Here is a 24,200-nt window from a genome sequence, read left to right as displayed (position 1 = left end):
GGTCAGTCCTCCTGGGGGGAAAGGGTGGTGTCACGGGCGTCGCGGGTGGCGCCGGCGATCCTGGCGGCCAGGATCGGTCCGATCTGGGCCAGCGAGCCCGCCTGGGTCATCTGGTCGTGGCGGGTGGTGATCTCGTGCGATTCGATCCGGCCCGCGATGTACGGGCGCCAGACCTCCGGACCGGCGTCGTCGTCGCCCCGGTCGATCGTGGAGTTGAACAGCAGCAGGTCCCCGTCGTACCGGCCGGGGACGAAGTCGACCGCCAGCTTCGCGTTGTTGATCATGATCTGGACGATCACCTCGATCTGCCGCTCGTTCAGGCCGGCCAGCGCGCTGCCGCGCCGGTTCAGCACCTCGGCGACCTCGGCGTAGGTGATCTCCCGGTCTCCCAGTTCGTCCGGGTCGACGTCGAGCACCCCGACGAGCACGTCCCGCACGGTGGGTACCGGCTCCTCCTCGAACCGCACGTCCTTCACCGGGTAGGCGTCGAGGATCGCCAGCAGTGCGGTCCGTTCGCCGCGCGCCTGGAGTTCGCAGGCCAGCGCGTGGGCGATCAGTCCGCCCGCGGACCAGCCGAGCAGCAGGTACGGGCCCTGCGGCTGGACCTTCTGGACGTGGTCGGCGTAGTCGGCCGCCATCCCCTCGTAGGAGGTCGGCAGCGGTTCGGGCCGGCCGAGGCCGCGCGCCTGGAGCGCGTAGACCGGGTGCTGCGGGCCGAGGTGGTTCAGCAGCCCGCTGTAGGACCAGCTGATGCCGCCGCCGGGGTGGACGCAGAACAGCGGGGTGTCCGGCCCGGTCGAGCGCAGTGGCAGCAGCACGTCCAGTGCGTCGGCCTGGTCGTCCATGGCGAGGCGTTCGGTGAGCCCGGCCACGGTCGGCGCCTCGAACAGCATCCGCAGCCCCAGTTCCAGACCGAGGGTCTCGCGGACCCGGGAGGCCAACCGGGCGGCCAGCAGCGAGTGCCCGCCCAGGTCGAAGAAGCCGTCGTCGATGCCCACCTGCTCCCGGCCGAGGACTTCGGCGAACAGGCCGCACAGCAGTTGTTCCTGCGGCGTCCGGGGGCCGCGTCCGGCGCTCGACACTCCGTAGTCGGGGGCGGGCAGGGCGGCCCGGTCGAGCTTGCCGTTGGCGGTCAGCGGCAGCGCGTCCACGACGACGAACGCCGCCGGCACCATGTAGTCGGGCAGGTCGCGGCGCAGCCGGGTGGACAGTTCGGCCGTCTCGGGCCCGCCTTCGGGGGCGGGCACCAGGTAGGCGACCAGCCGCTTGTCGCCCGGCCGGTCCTCGCGGGCGACCACCGCCGCCTGGGCGATGTCGGGGCAGGCCGCCAGGACGGCTTCGATCTCTCCGGGCTCGATTCGCAGACCGCGCAGTTTGACCTGGTGGTCGACGCGTCCGGCGAAGTCGAGCGTCCCGTCGGGAAGCCACCGGGCGAGGTCGCCGGTGCGGTACATCCGGCGTCCGGCCGGCCCGTACGGGTCGGCGGTGAAGCGCTCCGCCGTCAGGCCGGGTCGGCCGAGGTAGCCGCGGGCCACGCCCGTCCCCGCGAGGTACAGCTCGCCGACCATGCCGGTGGGCACCGGTTGCAGCCGGTCGTCGAGCACGTAGGTGCGCATGTTCGCCATCGGGCCGCCGATCGGCACGGTCGCGGCGTTCTCGGGGAGGTCGTTCACGAGGTGGCGGGTGGCCAGGGTGGTGGCCTCGGTGGGCCCGTAGCCGTTGACCACCTCGATGCCGGGGCAGGCGGCGAGCACCCGGGCGGCGGCGGCCGGGGAGACCACGTCGCCGCCGGTCCACACCTCGCGCACCCCGGCGAGCAGGGCCGGGCGTTCCTCGGCGACCAGCCGGAACAGTCCGGCGGTCAGCCACAGTCCGGTCACCCCGTGCGTGGCGATCGTGTGCTGCAGCAGGTCGAGGTCGAGCTGCTCGGGCGGGGCGACCACGACCCGGCCTCCGTTGAGCAGCGGCACCCACAGCTCGTAGGTCGAGAGGTCGAAGGCCGTCGGGGAGTGCATCAGTACCCGCTCGTGCCCGCCGCCGCGCCATTCGGAGCTCAGTGCGAGGCCCGCGACGTCGCGGTGGGTGACGGCCACGCCCTTCGGCCGCCCGGTGGAGCCGGAGGTGTACATGATGTACGCCAACTGGTCGGTTTCGCAGGGGACTTCGGCGTCGGACGGGTCGGCGGCCGCGGACTGCTCCAGTGCGGTGAGCACCTCCGGGGTGAGCACCAGGGCGGCTCCGCTCTCCCGCATGATCAGCTCGATCCGGGAGGAGGGGAAACGCGGGTCCAGCGGCACGTAGGCGCCGCCCGCCTTGACGATCGCCAGAATCGCCACGACCAGCTCCGCCGAGCGGGGCAGCATGACCGCGACCGGCGTCTCCGGCCGCACGCCGTGGCGGACCAGCGTCCCCGCCAGGCGGCCGGCCCGCCGGTCGAGCTCCGCGTAGGTCAGCCCGGTACCGCCCGCCACGACCGCGAGTGCGTCCGGGCTGGCCCGCACCTGGTGGGCGAACAGCTCCGGGAGCGGGGCCGTCGGCAGCTGTGCGGCGGTGTCGTTGAAGCCGTGCAGCAGGCGGTGGCGTTCCGCACCGGACATCAGGTCGATCCGGCTGATCGGCCGGTCCGGGTCGGCGGCGGCCGCGCGCAGCAGGCGGGCCAGGCGTTCGAACAGGAGCTCCACGGTGGGCCCGTCGAACAGGTCGGTGGCGTACTCCACCGCGCCGACCAGGCCGTCCGCGATGGGGGCACCTCCCGGGCCGCCAGGCCCGGGGGGACCGTCCGGGCGGAACTGCTCGGCCAGGCTGAACGTCAGGTCGACCCGGGAGGTCCCGGTCGGCGCCTCCAGGTGGCCGGTCTCCAGCCCCGGCAGCGCGAACTCGCCGAGCGGCGCGTTCTGCAGGGCCAGCATGACCTGGAACAGCGGGTGGTGGGCCAGCGACCGCACCGGGTTGGCCACCTCGACCAGGTACTCGAACGGCACGTCCTGGTGGTCGTACGCGGTGAGCGCCTTCTGCCGGACCCGGCCGAGCAGTTCGGCGAAGGACGGGTCGCCGCCGGTGTCGGTGCGCAGCACCAGGGTGTTGACGAAGAACCCGACGAGCTCGTCCAGCGCCTGGTCGGTACGGCCGGCGATCGGGCTGCCGATCGGGATGTCCGTGCCGGCGCCGAGCCGGGTGAGCAGCGCGGCGAGGCCGGCCTGGAGCACCATGAACATGCTGGCACCGCGCGCGGCGGCCAGATCCCGCAGGGCCTGGTGCAGTTCGGGGTCCATCCGGACCACGACCCGGTCGCCCCGCTGGGAGGCCACCGGCGGCCGGGGCCGGTCGGCGGGTAGTTGCAGCTGCTGCGGCAGGTCGGCCAGCTCGCCCTTCCAGTAGCCGAGTTGGCGGGCGAACAGGCTGTCCGGGTCGGCGGTGTCGCCGAGCAGGTCGCGCTGCCACAGCGTGTAGTCCGCGTACTGCACGGGCAGCGGGGGCCACTGCGGCTCCTCGCCCCGGCAGCGCGCCGCGTAGGCGGTCGCGAGGTCGCCGGAGAGCGGCCCCATCGACCAGCCGTCGGCGGCGATGTGGTGCACCACGACCAGCAGGACGTGCCGGTCGGGGGTGAGGGCGTACAGCTCGGCCCGCACCGGTGGTTCCGTGGCCAGGTCGAAGCCGCGCCGGGCGGCGGCCGCCAGCCGATCGGCCAGCCGGCTCTCGTCGAGCTCGACCACCGGCAGCGCCGGACGGGCCTGGGAGGCGTCCAGCACGACCTGGTACGGGACGCCGTCGGTCTCACGGAAGACCGTTCGCAGGCTCTCGTGCCGGGCGATCACGTCGGCGAGTGCGGCGTGCAGGGCCGGCCGGTCGAGGCGACCGGTCAGGCTCAGCGCGAGCGGCATGTTGTAGGTGGCGCTCGGCCCGTCCATCCGGTGCAGGAACCACAGGCGGCGCTGGGCGAAGGACAGTTCGACGCGCTCCTGGCGGGGCCGGGCGGTGAGCGTGGGCCGCGCCGTGCCGGAGCCGTCGAGGCGGGCCGCCAGGGCGGCCACGGTCGGGGTCTCGAACAGGGTGCGGACCTCCAGCTCCGCGCCGAGGGTCGCCCGGACGCGGGAGGCGAGGCGGGTCGCCAGCAGCGAGTGCCCGCCGAGGTCGAAGAAGCTGTCCTCGACGCCGACCTGGGCCAGGCCGAGCACCTCGGCGAACAGCTCGGCGAGGAGCTGTTCCTGCGGGGTGCGCGGCGCCCGCCCGGCTCCGGCCGGGCCGGGGTCGGGGGCGGGCAGGGCCCGGCGGTCGAGTTTGCCGTTGGCCGTCAGCGGCAGTGCTTCCAGCGCCACGAACGCAGCCGGGACCAGGTGGTCGGGCAGCCGCCCGCGCAGCCAGTCACGCAGTTCGCCGAGCAGGGTGCCGGTGCCGCGGCTGCCGACCGGGCGGTTGGTCAGCGCCGACAGCGCCCGGCCGGCGGTGCCGGCCGACGGGAACGGTACGGCCGGGGAGCCGTGGTGAGTCCGCGGGTCGGCGAGGACGACGTCCAGGGCGTCGGCCGCGGTGGCCGACCAGGTGACGCCCACCCGGCGGTCGAACTCCGCGCCGAGGGCGTGGAAGTCGTCCGGGTCGGGGAGGTCTCCGTCCTCCGGGGCGTGCAGCCGCTCCAGCAGCTCGGCGAGCGTCCCGTCGCCGTCCTGCACGGCCCGGGCCAGGGCGGCTTCCCGCACGACGCGGCGGTTCGGCACCCCGGTGATCCGCAGCACCTCGGCGGGCGGCTGGGCGAGGAGTTCGCGCAGCTCGTCCAGTCCGGCGACCTGCCGTCCCCATGCCAGCTCGACGGTCCGGCCCCGGGCCGCCGGGGCGACCGGCGGCTTGTGCAGCGTCACGTCGTAGCGGTAGCGGGTCAGTTCGTTGTGGTGGCGTCCTCGCTTGACCTCCACCGCCACCGCCCCGATGTCCGGGCCGTGCTCGCGCAGGGCGGTGAAGAAGTCCGGGTCGACCAGGAGTTCCTTCTCCACCCGGACGGCCTGCTCCACCGCGCGGCGCACCGCCGCGAGGTCGGCGCCGTCGCCGGTGCGGTGCAGCTGGACGGCGGTGGCCAGCGGGCGCAGCAGCCGCAGGTTGCGGACGTCTCCGACGAAGAGCGCGCCACCGGGGGCGAGCAGCCGCATCAGCTTCCCGATCACGTCCGCGAGGTAGTCGGCGGACGGGAAGTACTGAACCACCGAGTTGACCACGATGGTGTCGAACTCCCCGGCCGGCAGCCCGTCGGTGTCGTGCGCCGGCCGGGTCTGCAGCACCACGCGCCCGGCCAGCCGCTCCTCCCTAGCCACTTGGGCGCTCAGGGCGTCGATCGCGGTGGCGGAGAAGTCGGTCGCCCAGTAGGTCTCGCAGTGCGGCGCGACCTGCGAGAGCAGCAGACCGGTGCCGACGCCGACCTCCAGCACCCGGCGCGGGCGCAGGGCCAGGATGCGGGCCACGGTGGCGTCCCGCCACTCCCGCATCTGCTCGACGGGGATCGGGCTCGCGTCGTAACTGCTGTTCCAGCCGACGAAGTTCTGGCCGAAGGCGGCCTCCTCGGGGGCGATGGGCAGGGCGTCGTAGATGTCCTGCCACTCGCCCACGTGGTCCGCCTCCAGCCCGCTGTCCCGGGCCGCGTCCTGGCGCGGGACGACGTAGCCGACGAGCCGGTCGTCCCGGGCGAGGACGGCGGCCTGGGCGACGGCGGGGTGCCCGGCCAGTGCGGCCTCGACCTCGCCGAGTTCGACGCGGAAGCCGCGGACCTTGACCTGGTCGTCGGCGCGGCCGACGTACTCCAACTGCCCGTCGGCCCGGCGCCGTACCAGGTCGCCGGTGCGGTACATCCTCCCTCCTTGCCCGCCGTCGGGCAGGAGGGGCCCACCAGCTCCGAACGGGCAGGCGACGAACCGCCCGGCCGTCAGGCCCGGCCGGTCCAGGTAGCCACGCGCCAGACCCGCGCCCGCGACGTACAACTCCCCCACCACGCCCGGCGGTACCGGTTGCAGCCGGTCGTCCAGGACGTACACCCGGGCGTTGGCGATCGGTCGGCCGATCGACGGCACGCCGGAGCCCGGGGACAGCGGGTCGCTCATGGTCGCGCACACCGTGGTCTCGGTCGGACCGTACGCGTTGATCATCCGCCGGCCGGGCGCCCACCGCGCCACCAGCTCCGGCGGGCACGCCTCACCCGCCACCACCAGCGTCGACACCGTCACCGAGCCGTCCGGCACGGCGGCGAGGACGGACGGGGGCACCGTCGCGTGGGTGACGCGCAGGGCCGGGTCGGTCAGTGCGGCGAGCGGATCGGTCGCAGGGGGCAGCACCAGGGTGGCGCCGCCCAGCAGGGCGGTGCAGATCTCCGACACCGAGGCGTCGAAGCTGGGCGAGGCGAACTGGAGCACCCGGCTGTCGGGTTCGATCGCGAAGCGCTCGATCTGGGCGGCGACCAGACTCGCCACACCGCCGTGGCTCACCACGACGCCCTTGGGGCGGCCGGTCGAACCCGAGGTGTAGATCACGTACGCCGGGTGCCGGACGTCGAACACGACCTGCGGGTCGCTCTCCGGCCAGTCGCCCTCGTTCACCATCGCCGGGTCGTCGACCACCAGCGCCGGACGGGCGTCCTCCACCATGTACGCGATCCGCGCCCGCGGGTACGCCGGATCCACCGGCAGGTACGCCGCCCCGGCCTTCAGCACGCCCAGGACCGCCACCACCGACTCCACCGACCGCGGCAGCGCCACCGCCACCACCCGCTCCGGCCCCACCCCACGAGCGATCAGCGCATGCGCGAACCGGTTCGCCCGCACATCCACCTCCGCGTACGTCAACTCGACGTCACCACGGACCAGCGCCACCGCGTCCGGCGTCGCCGCCACCCGCGCCGCGAAGGCCTGTGGCACCGGGACGGCGTTCACGTTCCGGGCGGTCGCGTTGTCGCGTTCCAGCAGCCGGTTCCGCTCGTCGGCGTCCAGGAGGTCGATCCCTCCGATCGGCTGCTCCGGGTCGGCGGTGACGGCCTCCAGCAGGAGCGTCCAGCGCCGGACCAGGGCTGCGACCGTCGAGCGGTCGAACAGGTCGGTGGCGTACTCGACCGCGCCGGCGATGCCTGCCGGGCTCCCGTCCGGGCCGAACTGCTCGACCATGCTCACGCCGAGGTCGAACTTGGCGGTTCCGGTCGCGACCGCGTAGGTGGCGACGTCCAGACCGGGCAGCGAGAAGCGGCCCATCGGCGCGTTCTGCACGGCCAGGATGGTCTGGAACAGCGGGTGGTGGGAGAGCGAGCGGGACGGGTTCAGCGCCTCCACCAGGTGCTCGAACGGCACGTCCTGGTGCGCGTACGCCGACAGCGCCGTCTCCCGCACCCGGCCCAGCAGTTCGACGAAGGACGGGTCGCCACCGGTGTCCGTGCGCAGCACCAGCGTGTTGACGAAGAACCCGACCAGGTCGTCCAGCGCCTCGTCCGTGCGCCCCGCGATCGGGCTGCCGATCGGGATGTCCGTGCCCGCGCCCAACCGCGTGTACAGCGCGGCCAGCGCCGCCTGCAGCACCATGAACAGGCTCGTGCCGGTGGTGCGCGCCAACTCCACCAGTGCGGCGTGCAGTTCGGCGCCGAGCTCCAGGCCGAGGTGGTCTCCGTGCCAGCCCGCGACGGCGGGGCGCGGCCGGTCGGCGGGCAGCGGAAGCAGCTCCGGCAGGTCGGACAGCTGCCGCTTCCAGTAGTCGAGCTGCTCGGCGAACCGGCTGTGCGGGTCGGCAGCGTCGCCGAGCAGCTCGCGCTGCCACAGGGTGTAGTCGCCGTACTGCACCGGCAGGGGCGCCCGGTCCGCCGTCCGGCCCTCGCAGCGGGCCGCGTACGCCTCGGCGAGGTCGCGGGCCAGCGGCCCGGTGGACCAGCCGTCGGCGGCGATGTGGTGCATGACCAGCAGCAGCACGTGCTCGTCCGGCGCGAGGGCGAACAGCTCCGCCCGCAACGGCGGCTGCGTCGCCAGGTCGAAGGGCTGCCGGGCGGACTCGGCGAGCCGCTGCGGCAGTTCGTCCTGCGTCACCGCGGTGGGCCGGGTCCGGAGGCGGACCGCGTCCGGGTCCAGCACGCGCTGGCAGGGTACGCCGTCGACCTCGGAGAACACCGTTCGCAGGCTCTCGTGCCGGGCCACCACGTCGGCCAGCGCCTGGTCCAGCGCGGGCCGGTCGAGCGTTCCGGTCAGGTGGAGTGCCAGCGGGATGTGGTAGGTCGCGGCGGCGGCGTCCATGCGGTGCAGGAACCAGAGGCGGCGCTGGGCGAAGGACAGCGGCACCGCCTCGGGCCGTTCCTGCGCGGTCAGTGCCGGGCGGGTGCGACCGGCCCCGGCCAGTTGCCCGGCCAGGCCGGCCACGGTGGGTGCCTGGAAGAGGGTGCGCAGCCCGAGCTCCACGCCGAGCACCGAGCGCACCCTGGCGGCCAGCCGGGTGGCGAGCAGGGAGTGCCCGCCCAGGTCGAAGAAGTCGTCGTCGACCGAGACCCGTGGCACGTCGAGCACCTCGGCGAACAGCTCGGCGAGGATCTGCTCCTGCGGAGTGCGCGGCGCCCGGCCGCTGCCGGTGTGGGCGCTTTCGGGCGCGGGCAGCGCCGCCCGGTCCAGCTTCCCGTTCGGCGTCAGCGGCAGCGCGTCCAGCACCGCGAGGACGGTCGGCACCAGGTAGTCCGGCAGCCGCTCACGCAGGTGCGCCGCCAGCTCTGCGGAACGGACGGACCGGCCCGGACGGACCGTCACGTAGCCGACGAGCCGGTCGTCCCGGGCGAGGACGGCGGCCTGGGCGACGGCGGGGTGCCCGGCCAGTGCGGCCTCGACCTCGCCGAGTTCGACGCGGAAGCCGCGGACCTTGACCTGGTCGTCGGCGCGGCCGACGTACTCCAACTGCCCGTCGGCCCGGCGCCGCACCAGATCCCCAGTGCGGTACATCCGCGCGCCCTCCGTGCCGAACGGGCAGGCGACGAACCGCCCGGCCGTCAGGCCCGGCCGGTCCAGGTAGCCGCGCGCCAGACCCGCGCCCGCGACGTACAACTCCCCCACCACGCCCGGCGGTACCGGCTGCAGCCGGTCGTCCAGGACGTACACCCGGAAGCCCGCGACCGGCCGGCCGATCGACGGCACGCCGGAGCCCGGGGACAGCGGGTCGCTCATGGTCGCGCACACCGTGGTCTCGGTCGGACCGTACGCGTTGATCATCCGCCGACCGGGCGCCCACCGCGCCACCAGCTCCGGCGGGCACGCCTCACCCGCCACCACCAGGGTGGTGGCCGTGAGGTCGGTGCTCTCCAGCGCGGCCAGGGCCGAAGGCGGGAGCGTCACGTGGGTGACGTCCAGCCGGCGGTCCGTCAGGGCCTCCAGCGGGGACTCGGCGGGTGCCAGGACGAGGGCGGCACCGGTGAGCAGCGCGCTGCACAGGTCCCAGAAGGACGCGTCGAAGCTGGGCGAGGCGAACTGGAGCACCCGGCTGCCCGGCGCCACGCCGAGCCGCTCGGCCTGCGCCGCCACCAGGCCCGACACGCCGGCGTGGCTCACCACGACGCCCTTGGGGCGGCCGGTCGAACCCGAGGTGTAGATCACGTACGCCGGGTGCCGGACGTCGAACACGACCTGCGGGTCGCTCTCCGGCCAGTCGCCCTCGTTCACCATCGCCGGGTCGTCGACCACCAGCGCCGGACGGGCGTCCTCCACCATGTACGCGATCCGCGCCCGCGGGTACGCCGGATCCACCGGCAGGTACGCCGCCCCGGCCTTCAGCACGCCCAGGACCGCCAACACCGACTCCACCGACCGCGGCAGCGCCACCGCCACCACCCGCTCCGGCCCCACCCCACGGGCGATCAGCGCATGCGCGAACCGGTTCGCCCGCACATCCAACTGACGATACGTCAGTTCATCGCCGTCGCCCACCAGCGCCACCGCGTCCGGCGTCGCCGCCACCCGCGCCGCGAACAGCTCCGGCAGGCTCGCCCCGGCCGTCCCGGCCTCGGCGGCGGGCAGCAGCTCGCGGCGTTCCTCGGCGGACAGCAGGTCGATCCCGCCGATCGGCCGGTCGGGCGCGGCGGCGACCGCGGCCAGCAGCCGCAGCCACCGGGCGGCCAGGGCCTCGACCGTCGGGCGGTCGAACAGGTCGGTGCTGTACTCGACCGCGCCGCTGAGTCCGGCCGGCGTGCCGTCGGGGGCGTGCTCCTCCGCGAACCCGAAGGTCAGGTCGAGGCGGGCGGTCCCGGTGAGCACGGCCATCCCGGAGACCTTCAGGCCGGGCAGGTCGAAGTCGCCACCGGGCGCGTTCTGCACGACCAGCCCGGTCTGGTACAGCGGGTGGTGGGAGAGCGAGCGGGACGGGTTCAGTGCCTCCACCAGGTGCTCGAACGGCACGTCCTGGTGCGCGTACGCCGACAGCGCCGTCTCCCGCACCCGGCCCAGCAGTTCGGCGAAGGACGGGTCGCCACCGGTGTCCGTGCGCAGCACCAGCGTGTTGATGAAGAACCCGACCAGGTCGTCCAGCGCCTCGTCGGTGCGGCCGGCGACCGGGCTGCCGATCGGGATGTCCGTGCCCGCGCCCAACCGCGTGTACAGCGCGGCCAGCGCCGCCTGCAGCACCATGAACATGGTCGTCCCCGAGCGGCGCGCCAACTCCACCAGCGCGGTGTGCAGTTCGGCGTCGATCCGGAGCTCCAGCAGGTCGCCGCCGTACGACATGGTGGCCGGGCGCGGCCGGTCGGCGGGCAGCTGCAGCTGCTCGGGCAGTCCGGCCAGCGCCTGCCTCCAGTAGCCGACCTGGCGGGCGAACACGCTGGTGGTGTCGTGCTCGTCGCCGAGGATCTCGTGCTGCCACAGGGTGTAGTCGCCGTACTGCACCGGCAGGGGCGGCAACTCCGGTGCCCGGCCGCCCTGCCGGGCGGTGTAGGCGGCGGCCAGGTCGCGGGCCAGCGGGCCCATGGACCAGCCGTCCCCGACGATGTGGTGCATGACCAGCAGCAGCACGTGCTCGTCCGCCGAGAGCTCGAACAGCTCCGCCCGCAGCGGCACGTCCGAGGTCAGGTCGAAGCCGCGCACCGCCGCCTCGCGCAGCAGGGCGGGCACCTCCGCCTCGGCGGCCGCGCGCACGGCCAGCGGGACGGCGGCCTCGGCGGGTGCCAGCACCCGCTGGTGCGGGATTCCGGCGGTGTGCGGGAAGACCGTGCGCAGGGTCTCGTGCCGGGCCACCACGTCCGCGAGCGCGGCGTCCAGCGCGGCCCGGTCGAGGTCGCCGGACAGCCGCAGGGCCAGCGGCATGTGGTAGGTGGCGCTGGGCATGCCGAACTGCTGGAGGAACCAGAGCCGGCGCTGGGCGAACGACAGCGGCATCGGTTCGCGGCGGGGCCGGGGCACCAGGGCCTGCCGGGCGGTGCCGGCGTCGTGCAGTCCGGACGCCAGCCCGGCGGGGGTCGGGGTGCGGAACAGGGCGCGCAGCTCCAGCTCGACCCCGAGGGTCACCCGGACGCGGGAGGCCAACCGGGTGGCGAGCAGGGAGTGGCCGCCCAGCGCGAAGAAGTCCTCGTCGACGCCGACCCGGGCGAGGCCCAGCACCTCGGCGAACAACGCGCACAGGATCTGCTCCTGCGGCGTGCGCGGCGCCCGGCCGCCTGCCGCCGCACCGGGCTCCGGCGCGGGCAGCGCCGCCCGGTCCAGCTTCCCGTTCGGGGTCAGCGGCAGCGCGTCCAGCAGCACGAACGCGGACGGCACCAGGTAGTCCGGCACCCGCTCGCGCAGGTACGCGGCGAGTGCCGCCGCGGTCGTCCCGCTCCCGTCCGAGGGGACGACGTACGCGACGAGCCTGGTCTCCCCCGGCCGGTCCTCGCGGGCGAGCACCGCGACCTGGGCGACGCCCGGGTACGCGGTCAGCTCGGCCTCGATCTCGCCCGGTTCGACCCGGAACCCGCGGACCTTGACCTGGTGGTCCACCCGGCCGGCGAACTCCAGCTCGCCTCCCCCGGCCTCCGGCCGGGGGGACCCCCAGGCGCGCCAGCGCACCAGGTCGCCGGTGCGGTACATCCGCGTGCCGGGCGGACCGAACGGGTCGGCGACGAAGCGCCCGGCACTGAGCCCGGGCCGGTTCAGGTAACCGCGGGCCAGGCCCGCTCCGGCCAGGTACAGCTCGCCCAGCACGCCCGGGGCGACCGGTCGCAGGGCCTGGTCCAGCACGTACACCCGGCAGTTGGTGATCGGTCGGCCGATCGGGACCGGCAGCGGGCAGTCGGGGTCGGCCGGGAGCGCGTAGGCGGTGATGACATGGGTCTCGGCGGGCCCGTAGTGGTTGTGCAGCACCCGGCCCGGTCGGCGGGCCCGGAAGCGTCGCACGGCACCGCCCAGCCGCATCGCCTCGCCGGCCTGGGCGACCAGCCGCAGGTGCGGCAGGTCCAGCCCGGCCTCCTCGGCGGCCTCGGCCAGCGCCTCGACCACCAGGTTGGGGGCGAACAGCTCCTCGACCCGGTGCCGGTCCAGCCAGTGCGCGAACAGCTCGGCGCTGCGACGCTGCTCCTCGGTCGGCACCACGAGGGTCTTGCCGTACAGCAGCGCGGACAGCACCTCCTGTACCGAGACGTCGAAGCTGATCGCGGTGAACTGCGCGGTGCGGGTGCCCGGTTCGCCGCCGACGGTCCGGTGGTGCCAGGCCAGCAGGTTCAGCAGTCCGGCGGCGGGCATCACCACGGCCTTGGGACGGCCGGTGGAACCGGAGGTGTAGATGACGTACGCCGGGTGCCGGGCGTCCACGGGGACGGCCGGGTCGTGCTCCGGCAGGTCCCCGGCCGGGGTGGCGGCCGCGGGGTCGTCGAGCACCACGGCGGGGCGGGCGTCCTCCAGCATGTACGCGATGCGGGCGGCCGGGTAGTCCGGGTCGACCGGCAGGTACGCCGCGCCCGTCTTGAGCACCGCGAGGACGGCGACCACCAGCTCGGCCGAGCGCGGCAGCCGCAGCGCGACGACCTGCTCCGGGCCCACGCCGCGCGCGATCAGCGCGTGGGCCAGGCGGTTGGCCCGACGGTTCAGCTCGCGGTAGGTCAGGACGGTGTCCCCGAGGACGACCGCCGGGGCCTGCGGGGTCTCCCGCGCCCACGCCTCGAACAGCGCGGGCAGGGTGGTCTCGGGAGCCGGACGGCCGGTGTCGTTGCGGGCGACCAGCAGCTCGTGCCGCTCCTCGGCGGTGAGGACGTCGATCCGGCTCAGTGGACGCTGCGGTTCGGCGACGACCGCCGCCAGCAGCCGCAGCCACCGGGCGACCAGGGCCTCCACCGTGGCGGGGTCGAACAGGTCGGTGCTGTACTCGACCCGTCCGACGATGCCCTCGGCCGGGCCGCCGGTGCCGCCGCGCTCCAGCAGGTGGAAGCCGAGGTCGAACATCGTGGTCGGCGTCCGCACCAGGACGATCTCGGCGGCCAGGCCGTCCAGCGCGAACTCGGTGCCGGGCACGTTCTGCAGCGCGAGCAGCACCTGGAACAGCGGCTGGCGGGCCAGCGAGCGGGAGGGGTTGAGCGCCTCGACGACGTGCTCGAACGGCAGGTCCTGGTGCGCGTACGCGCCGAGCGCGGCCTCCCGGACCCGGACCAGCAGTTCGGCGAAGGACGGGTCGCCGCCGGTGTCCGTGCGGAGCACGAGGGTGTTGACGAAGAACCCGACGAGGTCGTCCAGCGCCTGGTCGGTCCGGCCGGCGATCAGGCTGCCGACCGGGATGTCCGTGCCCGCGCCGAGCTTGTCCAGCAGCGAGGCCAGGGCGGCCTGCATCACCATGTAGACGCTGGCGCCGTGCTCCCGGCCCAGCCTGACCAGTCCGGCGTGCAGGTCGGCGTCCAGTTCGACCGCCAGGTGGCCGCCGGCGTGGGAGGGGACCGCGGGACGGTGCCGGTCGGCGGGGAGCCGGATCTGCTCCGGCAGGTCCGCCAGCGTCCTCGTCCAGTAGGCCGTCTGACGGGCGGACAGGCTGTGCGGGTCGGCCGCGTCGCCGAGCAGCCGCTGCTGCCACAGGGTGTAGTCGGCGTACTGCACGGGCAGCGGCGCCCACCCCGGCTCCTCGCCCCGGCGGCGCGCCGCGTACGCGGTGGCCAGGTCGGCGGCCAGCGGGCCCAGCGACCAGCCGTCGCCCGCGATGTGGTGCATGACCAGCAGCAGCACGTGCTCGTCCGCCGAGAGCTCGAACACCTCGGCGCGCAGCGGCGGTTCGGCCGCGAGGTCGAATCCGCGCGCGGCGGCTCCCGCCAGCAGCTCCCGCAGGGACCGCTCGTCGGTCGGGGTGACCGCCAGTGTGGGCCGCGCCTCCCCGACGGCCAGCACCTGCTGGTGGGGCACGCCGTCCACGGCCGGGAAGACCGTGCGCAGTGTCTCGTGCCGGTCGGCGAGGTCGCCCAGCGCCGCCTCCAGGGCCGCCAGGTCCAGCGGTCCGGTGAGCCGCCACGCGAGCGGCATGTTGTAGACCGAGTCCGCGCCCTCCAGTTGGCGCAGGAACCACAGCCGCCGCTGGGCGGACGACAGCGGCACCGTCGCGGGCCGCTCCGCCCGCTCCAGGGCGAGCCGGGCCCGGTCCGCGCCGCCCAGCCCGGCGGCCAGCCCGGCCACGGTGGGGGTGCGGAACAGGGCGCGCAGCTCCAGCTCGACCCCGAGGGTCGTCCTGGCCCGGGCGACCAGGCGGGTGGCGAGCAGGGAGTGCCCGCCGAGGTCGAAGAAGTCGTCGTCGACACCGACCCGTGGCAGGCCCAGCACCTCGGCGAACAGCCCGGCGAGCACCTGCTCCTGCGGGGTGTGGGGTGCCCGGCCGGTCGGCGTCGCGGTGGACTCGGGCTCGGGCAGGGCGCGCCGGTCCAGCTTGCCGTTCGGGGTCAGCGGCAGGACGTCGAGGCAGACGAACGCGGCGGGCACCATGTAGTCCGGCAGCCGCTCGCGCAGGTGCGCCCGCAGCTCCTCGGGCCGGAGCTCCGCACCGGTGGCGGGTTGCAGGTAGGCGACCAGGCGGGGGTCCTGTGCCCGGTCCTGCCGGACGATCACGGCGGCCCGGGCGACCTGCGGGTGCTCGGCGAGGACGGCCTCGATCTCGCCGAGCTCCACCCGGAAGCCGCGGACCTTGACCTGGTCGTCGGTGCGGCCGAGGAACTCCAGGTTCCGGTCCGCGTTCCAGCGCACCAGGTCGCCGGTGCGGTACATCCTCCCTCCTCGCCCGCCATCGGGCAGGAGGGGCCCATCCCCGGCCGGACCGAACGGATCCGCCACGAACCGCCCGGCCGTCAGACCCGGCCGGTCCAGGTAGCCGCGCGCCAGGCCCGCCCCGGCGATGTACAACTCACCCGGCACACCGGCCGGCACCGGCTGCAGCGCACCGTCGAGCACGTACAGCCGGACTCCGCCGAGCGGTCGGCCGATCACCTGCCGCGGGCTCGAACCCAGCGGCGCGAAGACCGAGTCCACCGTGCACTCGGACGGCCCGTAGTAGTTCACGGAGGACACTCCCCCGGCGGCCCGCAGCCGCTCCCACAGCTGCTCGGGGACGGCCTCCCCGCCCAGCCCGATCATCGAGGGGCGCCACTGCGGGTGGTCCAGCAGGCCGTGGTCGACGAGGACCTGCAGGTAGGAGGGAGTGCCGCCGACGGTGTCCAGCCCGGTCCGCACGGCGTACGCGAGGTAGGCGTCCGGGTCGGTCCAGGTCGCCTCGTCCAGGACGTGCAGCTCGTGGCCCGCGAAGAGGGCGAACAGCTGGTCGCAGGAGGCGTCGAAGGACACGGACGTGGTCAGCCCCATCCGTACCCGCGCTCCCGTCGGGGAGACCAGCGGGCCCTGGTTGGCGAACAGGTTGAGCAGGCCGCCGTGCGTCACCACGACGCCCTTGGGCCGGCCGGTGGAGCCGGAGGTGTAGATGACGTACGCCGGGTGGCTCGGGTCGACGACCGCCATCGGGTCCGTCCCCGGGCAGGACGCCACCAGAGCGGCCGCCTCCGGGGCGTCGAGCACCAGCCGGTCGACGGAACCCACCCCCGGCAACCGCTCCACGGACGCCGTATCGGTGACCACCAGAGCCGGCCGGGCATCCTCCAACAGATACCCGACCCGGGCCGCCGGATACCCCGGATCCACCGGCACGTACGCCGCACCGCTCTTCAGCACCGCCAGAATCGCCACCACCAGCTCCACCGAACGCGGCAGCACCACCGCCACCAGCCGCTCCGGCCCCGCACCCCGCCCGATCAACGCATGCGCCAACCGGTTCGCCCGCGCATCCAACTCCGCATACGTCAACGACACCTCCGGCCCCACCACCGCCAGAGCATCCGGCACCGCCCGCACCTGCGCCCGGAACAACCCCGACAGGCTTTCGGCGACATCCTGGACCACCGGCCCGGCACCCAGCACCGCCAACTCACCACGCTCCTCCGCCGTGAGCAGGCCGAGTCGGCTGAGCCGCCGCCGAGGGTCGGCGACCGCGGCCCGCAGCAGCCGCTCCCACTGCCCGATCATCGTCTCGACGGTGTCCGGGTCGTACAGGTCGCCGGTGTACTCGACGGACCCCTCGATCCCTCCCGGGGTGGGGGCACCTCCCTGGCCGTCGGGCCCGAGGGGACCGTCCTGCGCGTGCCGCTCGGACATGGTGAAGATCAGGTCGAGCTTGGCGGTGGTCGACGCCGACGGCAGGTCCTCGACGTGCAGCCCGGGCGGCGCGAAGTCGGCCCGGGGCGCGTTCTGCAGCACCAGCATGACCTGGAACAGCGGGTGGTGCGCCAGCGACCGGGACGGGTTCAGGACCTCGACCAGGTACTCGAACGGGAGGTCCTGGTGGGCGTATCCGGCCAGCGAGGTGTCCCGGACCCGGCCCAGCAGCTCGGTGAACGTCGGGTCGCCCGAGGTGTCGGTGCGGAAGACCAGGGTGTTGACGAAGTAGCCGACCAACTCGTCCTGCGCCTGGTCGGTGCGGCCGGCGACGGGGCTGCCGACGGGGATGTCGTCGCCCGCGCCGAGCTTGCTCAACAACGTCGCCAGGCCGGCCTGGAGCACCATGAACAGACTGGTCCCGTGCGCGCGGGCGAGTTCGCGCAGGCCGCGGTGCAGTTCGGCGTCCAGCCCGACGCGCACGGAGCCGCCCCGGTGCGAGGCGACCGCCGGGCGGGGCCGGTCGGTGGGCAGCTGGATCCGCTCCGGCAGGCCGACCAGCTGCCGGGTCCAGTAGTCCGCCTGGCCCGCGAACAGGCTGCCGCGGTCGGCCGCGTCACCGAGCAGTTCGTGCTGCCACAGGGTGTAGTCGGCGTACTGCACGGGCAGCGGTGCCCACCGCGGCTCCTCGCCGCGGCGGCGCGCCGCGTAGGCGGCGGTCAGCCCCTGCACGAGCGGGCCCAGTGACCAGCCGTCGCCAGCGATGTGGTGGAGCACCAGGTGGAAGACGTGCTCGTCCGGCGCCAGTTCGAAGAGCTCGACCCGCAGCGGCACGTCGGCCGCCAGGTCGAACAGGCGGTCCTTCGTTTCCGCCATGGCGGCCGGCAGTTCGGCTTCGGTGGTCCGGTGCACGCGTAGCCGCGGTCGGGCCGCCACCGCGTCCAGCACCCGCTGGTGCGGCACACCGTCCACCGCCGGGAAGACGGTGCGCAGGCTCTCGTGCCGCTCGACCACGTCCGCCACGGCGGCCTCCAGCGCCCGCCGGTCCAGTGCGCCGGACAGCCGCCAGGCCAGTGAGATGTGGTAGTTCGCGCCGGCGCCCTCCAGCTGGTGCAGGAACCACAGCCGCCGCTGCGCGAAGGACAGCGGCACCACCGCGGGGCGCTCGCGCCGCACCAGGGCGGTCTGGGCAGGCCTGGCCGCCGCCAGGGCGGCGGCCAGGCCCTCCGGGGTCGGCGCCTCGAACAGGGCGCGCAGCGGCATCTCCACGCCGAGCGTCGCGCGGATCCGGGCGGCCAGGCGGGTGGCGAGCAGCGAGTGCCCGCCCAGGTCGAAGAACCCGTCCTCGACGCCGGCCGACGCCACGCCCAGGACCTCGGCGAACAGCTCGCAGAGGATCTGCTCCTGCGGGGTGCGCGGCGCGCGGGAGGCGGTCGCCGGGGCGAGGTCGGGGGCGGGAAGGGCCCGGTGGTCCAGCTTGCCGTTGACGGTCAGCGGCAGCGCGTCCAGCGCGACGAACGCCGACGGCAGCATGTACTCTGGCAGCCGCTCGCGCAGGTGCGCCCGCAGGTCGGCCGGGCTCGGCGCGGCGCCCGCGGCGGGCACCAGGTAGGCGGCCAGCCGGGTGTCGTCGGCCCGGTCCTGCCGGGCCAGGACGGCGACCTGGGCGACGCCGGGATGGGCGGCCAGCGCCGCCTCGATCTCGCCGAGCTCGATCCGGAAGCCGCGCACCTTCACCTGCTGGTCGGCGCGGCCGACGTAGCGCAGGCTGCCGTCCGCCCCTCGGCGCACGACGTCGCCGCTGCGGTACATCCGCGACCCCGGCGGCCCGAACGGGTCCGCCACGAACCGCCCGGCGGTCAGGCCGGGCCGGTTCAGGTAGCCGCGTGCCAGGCCCGGGCCCGCGACGTACAGCTCGCCGGGCACGCCCGGGGCCACCGGCCGCAGGCCGGCGTCGAGCACGTACGCCCGCAGGTCCGGGAGGGGTGTGCCGACCTGGCCGGCGGCGGTGCCGGAGCGGTCGAGCGCCGCGTACGTGACGTGCACGGTGGTCTCGGTGATGCCGTACATGTTGACCAGCAGCGGCGCGTCCTGCGGGTGCCGGTCGTACCAGCTCGCCAACCGGGCGTGCTCCAGCGCCTCGCCGCCGAACACCATGGTGCGCAGGGCGAGTCGGCGGCCCGTCTCAGGGGCCTCCGCGTCCGCCTGCATGAGCTGGTAGAAGGCGGACGGCGTCTGGTTGAGCACCGTCACCCGCTCGCGGGCGAGCAGTTCCAGGAACCGTCCTGGCGAGCGGCTGGTCTCGTGGTCCACGACGACCAGGCGGCCGCCGTGCAGCAGCGGGCCCCACAGCTCCCACACCGAGAAGTCGAAGGCGTAGGAGTGGAAGAACGTCCAGACGTCCTCGGCGGAGAAGCCGAACAGCTCCCGGGTGGTGTCGAACAGGCGCACCACGTTGCGGTGCGGGACGACCACGCCCTTGGGGTTGCCGGTGGAGCCGGAGGTGTGGATGACGTAGGCGGCGCTGCCCGGGTCGACGGCGACCGCCGGGTCGGTGTCCGGCAGCCCGTCCAGGTCCGCGGTGTCCAGCGGCAGCCGGTCCACGTGCTCGGCCCCCGGCAGCTCTCCGGTCCGGCTCGTCGTCACGAGCAGCGCGGGCCGGGTGTCCTGGAGCAGGTAGGCGATCCGGGCGGCCGGGTACTCCGGGTCCACCGGGACGTACGCGGCGCCGGCCTTGAGCACCGCGAGCACGGCGACGACCAGCTCCGCCGAGCGCGGCAGGGCCAGCGCCACCAGTTGCTCCGGCCCCACCCCGCGGTCGATCAGGGCGTGCGCCAGCCGGTTGGCGCGGGCGTTCAACTCGCCGTACGTCAGGTGGACTTCGCCGTCGGTGAGGGCGGTCGCGCCCGGGTTCGCCCGCACCTGCCGCTCGAACAGCGCGGGCAGGCCGTTCTCCGGGAGCTTCCCGGCCCGGTCGGCGGCGGTCGGCAGCAGGGCCCGGAGTTCGTCGGCGGACAGCACGTCCACCCGGCCGATCCGCCGGTCGGGGTCGGCGGCGACGGCGCGCAGCAGCCGCAGCCAGCGCTCGACGATCCCGCTGACGGTGGCCGCGTCGAACAGGTCGGTGCTGTACTCCACCACGCCCGACAGGCCGTCCGCGCCGGGCTGTTCGGCCAGGACGAAGGTCAGGTCGCACTTGGCCGTCCCGGTGGGGACCAGGTCGGCCGCCACCCGCAGCCGCGGCAGGTCGAAGGTGCCGGACGGCGTGTTCTGCAGGGTGAGCATGGTCTGGAACAGCGGGTGGTGCGCGAGCGTCCGGGTCGGGTTGAGGGCCTCGACGAGGTGCTCGAACGGCACGTCCTGGTGTGCGTACGCGGCCAGCGCGTCGGAGCGCACCCGGCCCAGCAGTTGGGTGAACGACGGGTCGCCGGACAGGTCGGTGCGCAGCACCAGGGTGTTGACGAAGCAGCCGACCAGGTCGTCCAGGGCCTCGTCGGTGCGTCCCGCGATCGGTGTGCCGATCGGGACGTCGGTGCCGGCGCCGAGCTTGCCCAGCAGGGCGGCCAGGCCGGCCTGGAGCACCATGAAGAGGCTGGCTCCGCCGTCGCGGGCGAGGGCGCGCAGGCCCTGGTGCAGTTCGGCGTCGATCCGCACCGGCAGCTGGGCGCCCCGATAGGACATCGCCGTCGGCCGGGGCCGGTCGAAGGGCAGCTCGACCTGCTCGGGAAGGTCGGCCAACTGCTGGCGCCAGTAGTTCAGTTGGCTGTTGATCAGGCTGTCCGGGTCGGTGGCGTCACCGAGCAGTTCCCGCTGCCAGAGGGTGTAGTCGGCGTACTGGACCGGCAGGGGTTGCCACTGCGGCTTCGACCCCTCGCTGCGGGCCGCGTAGGCGGCCGCCAGGTCCCGCGAGAGCGGACCCGTCGACCAGCCGTCACCGGCGATGTGGTGCACCACCAGCAGCAGCACGTGCTGCTCGGGGCCGAGCTCGAACAGTTCGGCGCGCAGCGGCGGCTCCTCGGCGAGCTCGAAGCCGTGCCGTGCCGCCTCCGCCAGCCGGTCCGCCAGGTCGTGTTCGCCGGTCTCGGTCACCCTCAGCCGCGGCCGGGCCGCGTCGGGGTCGAGCACGACCTGGCACGGCACGCCGTCGACCACCGGGAAGACGGTGCGCAGGCTCTCGTGCCGTTCGACCACGTCCGCCAGGGCGGCCTGCAGGGCGTGCTGGTCCAGGCTTCCGGAGAGCCGCAGCGCCAGCGGGATGTTGTAGGTGGCGCTCGGGCCCTCCATGCGGTGCAGGAACCACAGGCGGCGCTGCGCGAAGGACGGCGGGACCGCCTCGGGCCGCTCGCCCGCCGCGAGCGCGGGTCGCGCCCGGCCCGCGACGTCCACCGCCGCCGCCAGTTCCGCGACGGTCGGTGCGTCGAACAGGTCGCGCAGCCGCAACTCCACGCCCAGCACCGAGCGGGCCCGGGCGACCAGGCGGGTGGCGAGCAGGGAGTGCCCGCCGAGGTCGAAGAAGTCGTCGTCGACACCGACCCGTGGCAGGCCCAGCACCTCGGCGAACAGCCCGGCGAGCACCTGCTCCTGCGGGGTGTGGGGTGCCCGGCCGGTCGGCGTCGCGGTGGACTCGGGCTCGGGCAGGGCGCGCCGGTCCAGCTTGCCGTTCGGGGTCAGCGGCAGGACGTCGAGGCAGACGAACGCGGCGGGCACCATGTAGTCCGGCAGCCGCTCGCGCAGGTGCGCCCGCAGCTCCTCGGGCCGGAGCTCCGCACCGGTGGCGGGTTGCAGGTAGGCGACCAGGCGGGGGTCCTGTGCCCGGTCCTGCCGGACGATCACGGCGGCCCGGGCGACCTGCGGGTGCTCGGCGAGGACGGCCTCGATCTCGCCGAGCTCCACCCGGAAGCCGCGGACCTTGACCTGGTCGTCGGTGCGGCCGAGGAACTCCAGGTTCCGGTCCGCGTTCCAGCGCACCAGGTCGCCGGTGCGGTACATCCTCCCTCCTCGCCCGCCATCGGGCAGGAGGGGCCCATCCCCGGCCGGACCGAACGGATCCGCCACGAACCGCCCGGCCGTCAGACCCGGCCGGTCCAGGTAGCCGCGCGCCAGGCCCGCCCCGGCGATGTACAACTCACCCGGCACACCGGCCGGCACCGGCTGCAGCGCACCGTCGAGCACGTACAGCCGGGTGTTGGTGACGGGTCGGCCGATGACCGGGCGCGAGCTCGAACCCACGGACGCGGTCACCGGGTTGACGGTGCACTCGGACGGCCCGTAGAGGTTGAGGCAGGACACTCCCTCGGCCGCCCGCAGCCGCTCCCACAGCCCCTCAGGGACGGCCTCGCCGCCCGCGGCGACCACCGACGGCCGCCACCCCCGGCTGCCCAGCAGGCCGTGGTCGACGAGGTCGTGCAGGTAGGAGGGGGTGGCTTCGACGTAGTCCAGGCCGCAGCGCCGCGCGTAATCGACGAAGGCGTCCGGGTCGGTCCAGGTCGCCTCGTCCAGGACGTGCAGCTCGTGGCCCGCGAACAGGGCGAGCAGCTGGTTCCACGAGGCGTCGAACGACACCGACGTGGTCAGGGCCACCCGCTGCCGCCGCCGTGCGTCGACCACGGGTGGGAGGTGCACCTGCCGGAGGTCGGTGAGCAGGTTGAGCAGGCCGCCGTGCGTCACCACGACGCCCTTGGGCCGGCCGGTGGAGCCGGAGGTGTAGATGACGTACGCCGGGTGGCTCGGGTCGACGACCGCCATCGGGTCCGTCCCCGGGCAGGACGCCACCAGAGCGGCCGCCTCCGGGGCGTCGAGCACCAGCCGGTCGACGGAACCCACCCCCGGCAACCGCTCCACGGACGCCGTGTCGGTGACCACCAGAGCCGGCCGGGCATCCTCCAGCAGATACCCGACCCGGGCCGCCGGATACCCCGGATCCACCGGCACGTACGCCGCACCGCTCTTCAGCACCGCCAGAATCGCCACCACCAGCTCCACCGAACGCGGCAGCACCACCGCCACCAGCCGCTCCGGCCCCGCACCCCGCCCGATCAGCGCGTGCGCCAACCGGTTCGCCCGCGCATCCAACTCCGCATACGTCAACGACACCTCCGGCCCCACCACCGCCAGAGCATCCGGCACCGCCCGCACCTGCGCCCGGAACAACCCCGACAGGCTCGCGCCGACGTCACGGACCACCGGCCCGGTACCCAGCACCGCCAACTCACCACGCTCCTCCGCCGTGAGCAGGCCGATCCTGCCGACCGTCTCGTCCGGGTCGCAGTCCGCGACGGCGTCGAGCAGGGCGAGCAGCCGCTGCTGGTGTGCGGCGAGGTCGTCGTCGCCGTACCCCTCCGGGGCGCCGTGCAGCCTGAGCAGCGGGGGGTTGCCGTCCCGGTAGTCGAACACCCAGACGGCCAGGTCGGTGGTCGACCCCGACACGAAGTGGTGCACCGAGGCGGGGTGCCCGGCGAAGCTCGGCCTGGCGTTGAAGGCCATGATGTTGACGATCAGCGGGAACGCCGTCCCGATGCCGCCGGACGCGCCGAGGTCGCGCAGCAGGTCCTCGCTGCGGTAGCGCTCGTGCGCGACGGCCGCGTCGACCTCCCCCGCCACCTGTGCGACGAGTTCGCCCCACGGCATGTCCGGTCGCACGGTCAGCCGCAGGGGCACCACGTTGGACATCGTGCCGGGCACGGACATCAGCTGGCGGTCGGTGCCCCGGCGGGCGGTGACGGGGAGGGCGAGCACCACGTCCCGGGCGCCGCTCAGCCGGTGGGCGTAGAGCGCCGTCGCGGCGACCACCAGCCGGGACCACCGGACACCGGCCCGGCCCGCCGCCGCCCGCAGCGCCTCGGGGCTGCGCAGTTCCCGTTCCCCGGCCAGGCGCAGGGCCTGGTGCGGGTCGGTCACGGAGGTGCCGGCGAGCCGGGTCGGGGCGGGCAGGTCGGCGAAGCGCCCGGTCCAGTAGGAGCGGTCGGCGGTGAAGTCGGCCGACGAACGGTAAGCGGCGTCGCTGTCGACCAGGTCCCGCAGCGGGCCGAACGGGCAGGGCGGAACCGCGACGTCCTCGGCCAGTGCCGAGTACACCTCGCCGACCCGCTGCCGGACCATGGAACTGCTGATCGCGTCCAGCACCACGTGGTGGTAGTTGAGGTACCAGAGGAACTCGGTCGGCGACAGCCGGATCAGCGCGTGGCCGAACAGCGGGTCCCGGGTGAGGTCCAGCGGGCGGGCCAGGTCCCGTTCCATCCATGCCATGGCCGCCGCCCGGGGGTCCGGTTCCGCGCCGAGGTCGAGGTGCGCGGGTGCCCAGTCCCAGGTCTCGCGGAGGATCTGGCGCGGGCCCTCACCGCCGTCGACGAAGGTCACGTGCAGGGCGTCGACCTCGTCGACCACCCGGCGCAGCGCGGCTTCGAACAGCTCCGGATCGACCGGTCCGTGGATCTCCAGACACTCACCGACGCGGTAGCCCGGGACCGCCGTCCGGGAGCTCTGCTCGGCGAGCCAGATCTCCCGCTGGGCCGCGGTCAGGGGCAGGACGTCGCCGTCGCGGCGGGGCGGGCGGGACATGGGGTACCTCCAGAAGTGTGGGCGGGCGGGCGCGCA

General features: G+C 74.6%; 1 protein-coding gene. It reads right to left on the bottom strand.

Translation table 11 applies throughout. The features are described from left to right. Positions 1–2 precede the first annotated feature (2 nt). Positions 3–24,164 (bottom strand): non-ribosomal peptide synthase/polyketide synthase, encoded by a 24,162-nt coding sequence (locus OG335_RS35700; protein WP_405009735.1) that lies wholly within the window; start codon positions 24,162–24,164, stop codon positions 3–5. Positions 24,165–24,200 lie beyond the last annotated feature (36 nt).

Origin of the sequence: Kitasatospora sp. NBC_01539, from assembly GCF_045040525.1 — a bacterium.
In the GTDB taxonomy this organism is placed as follows: domain Bacteria; phylum Actinomycetota; class Actinomycetes; order Streptomycetales; family Streptomycetaceae; genus Kitasatospora.
The sequence above is the reverse complement of the archived record's forward strand: the minus strand, read 5'-3'. Positions and strand labels throughout refer to the sequence as shown.

Coding starts and splice junctions, on each gene's coding strand:
- OG335_RS35700 (WP_405009735.1), bottom strand. CDS start 24,164: ATGTCCCGCCCGCCCCGCCGCGACGGCGACGTCCTGCCCCTGACCGCG.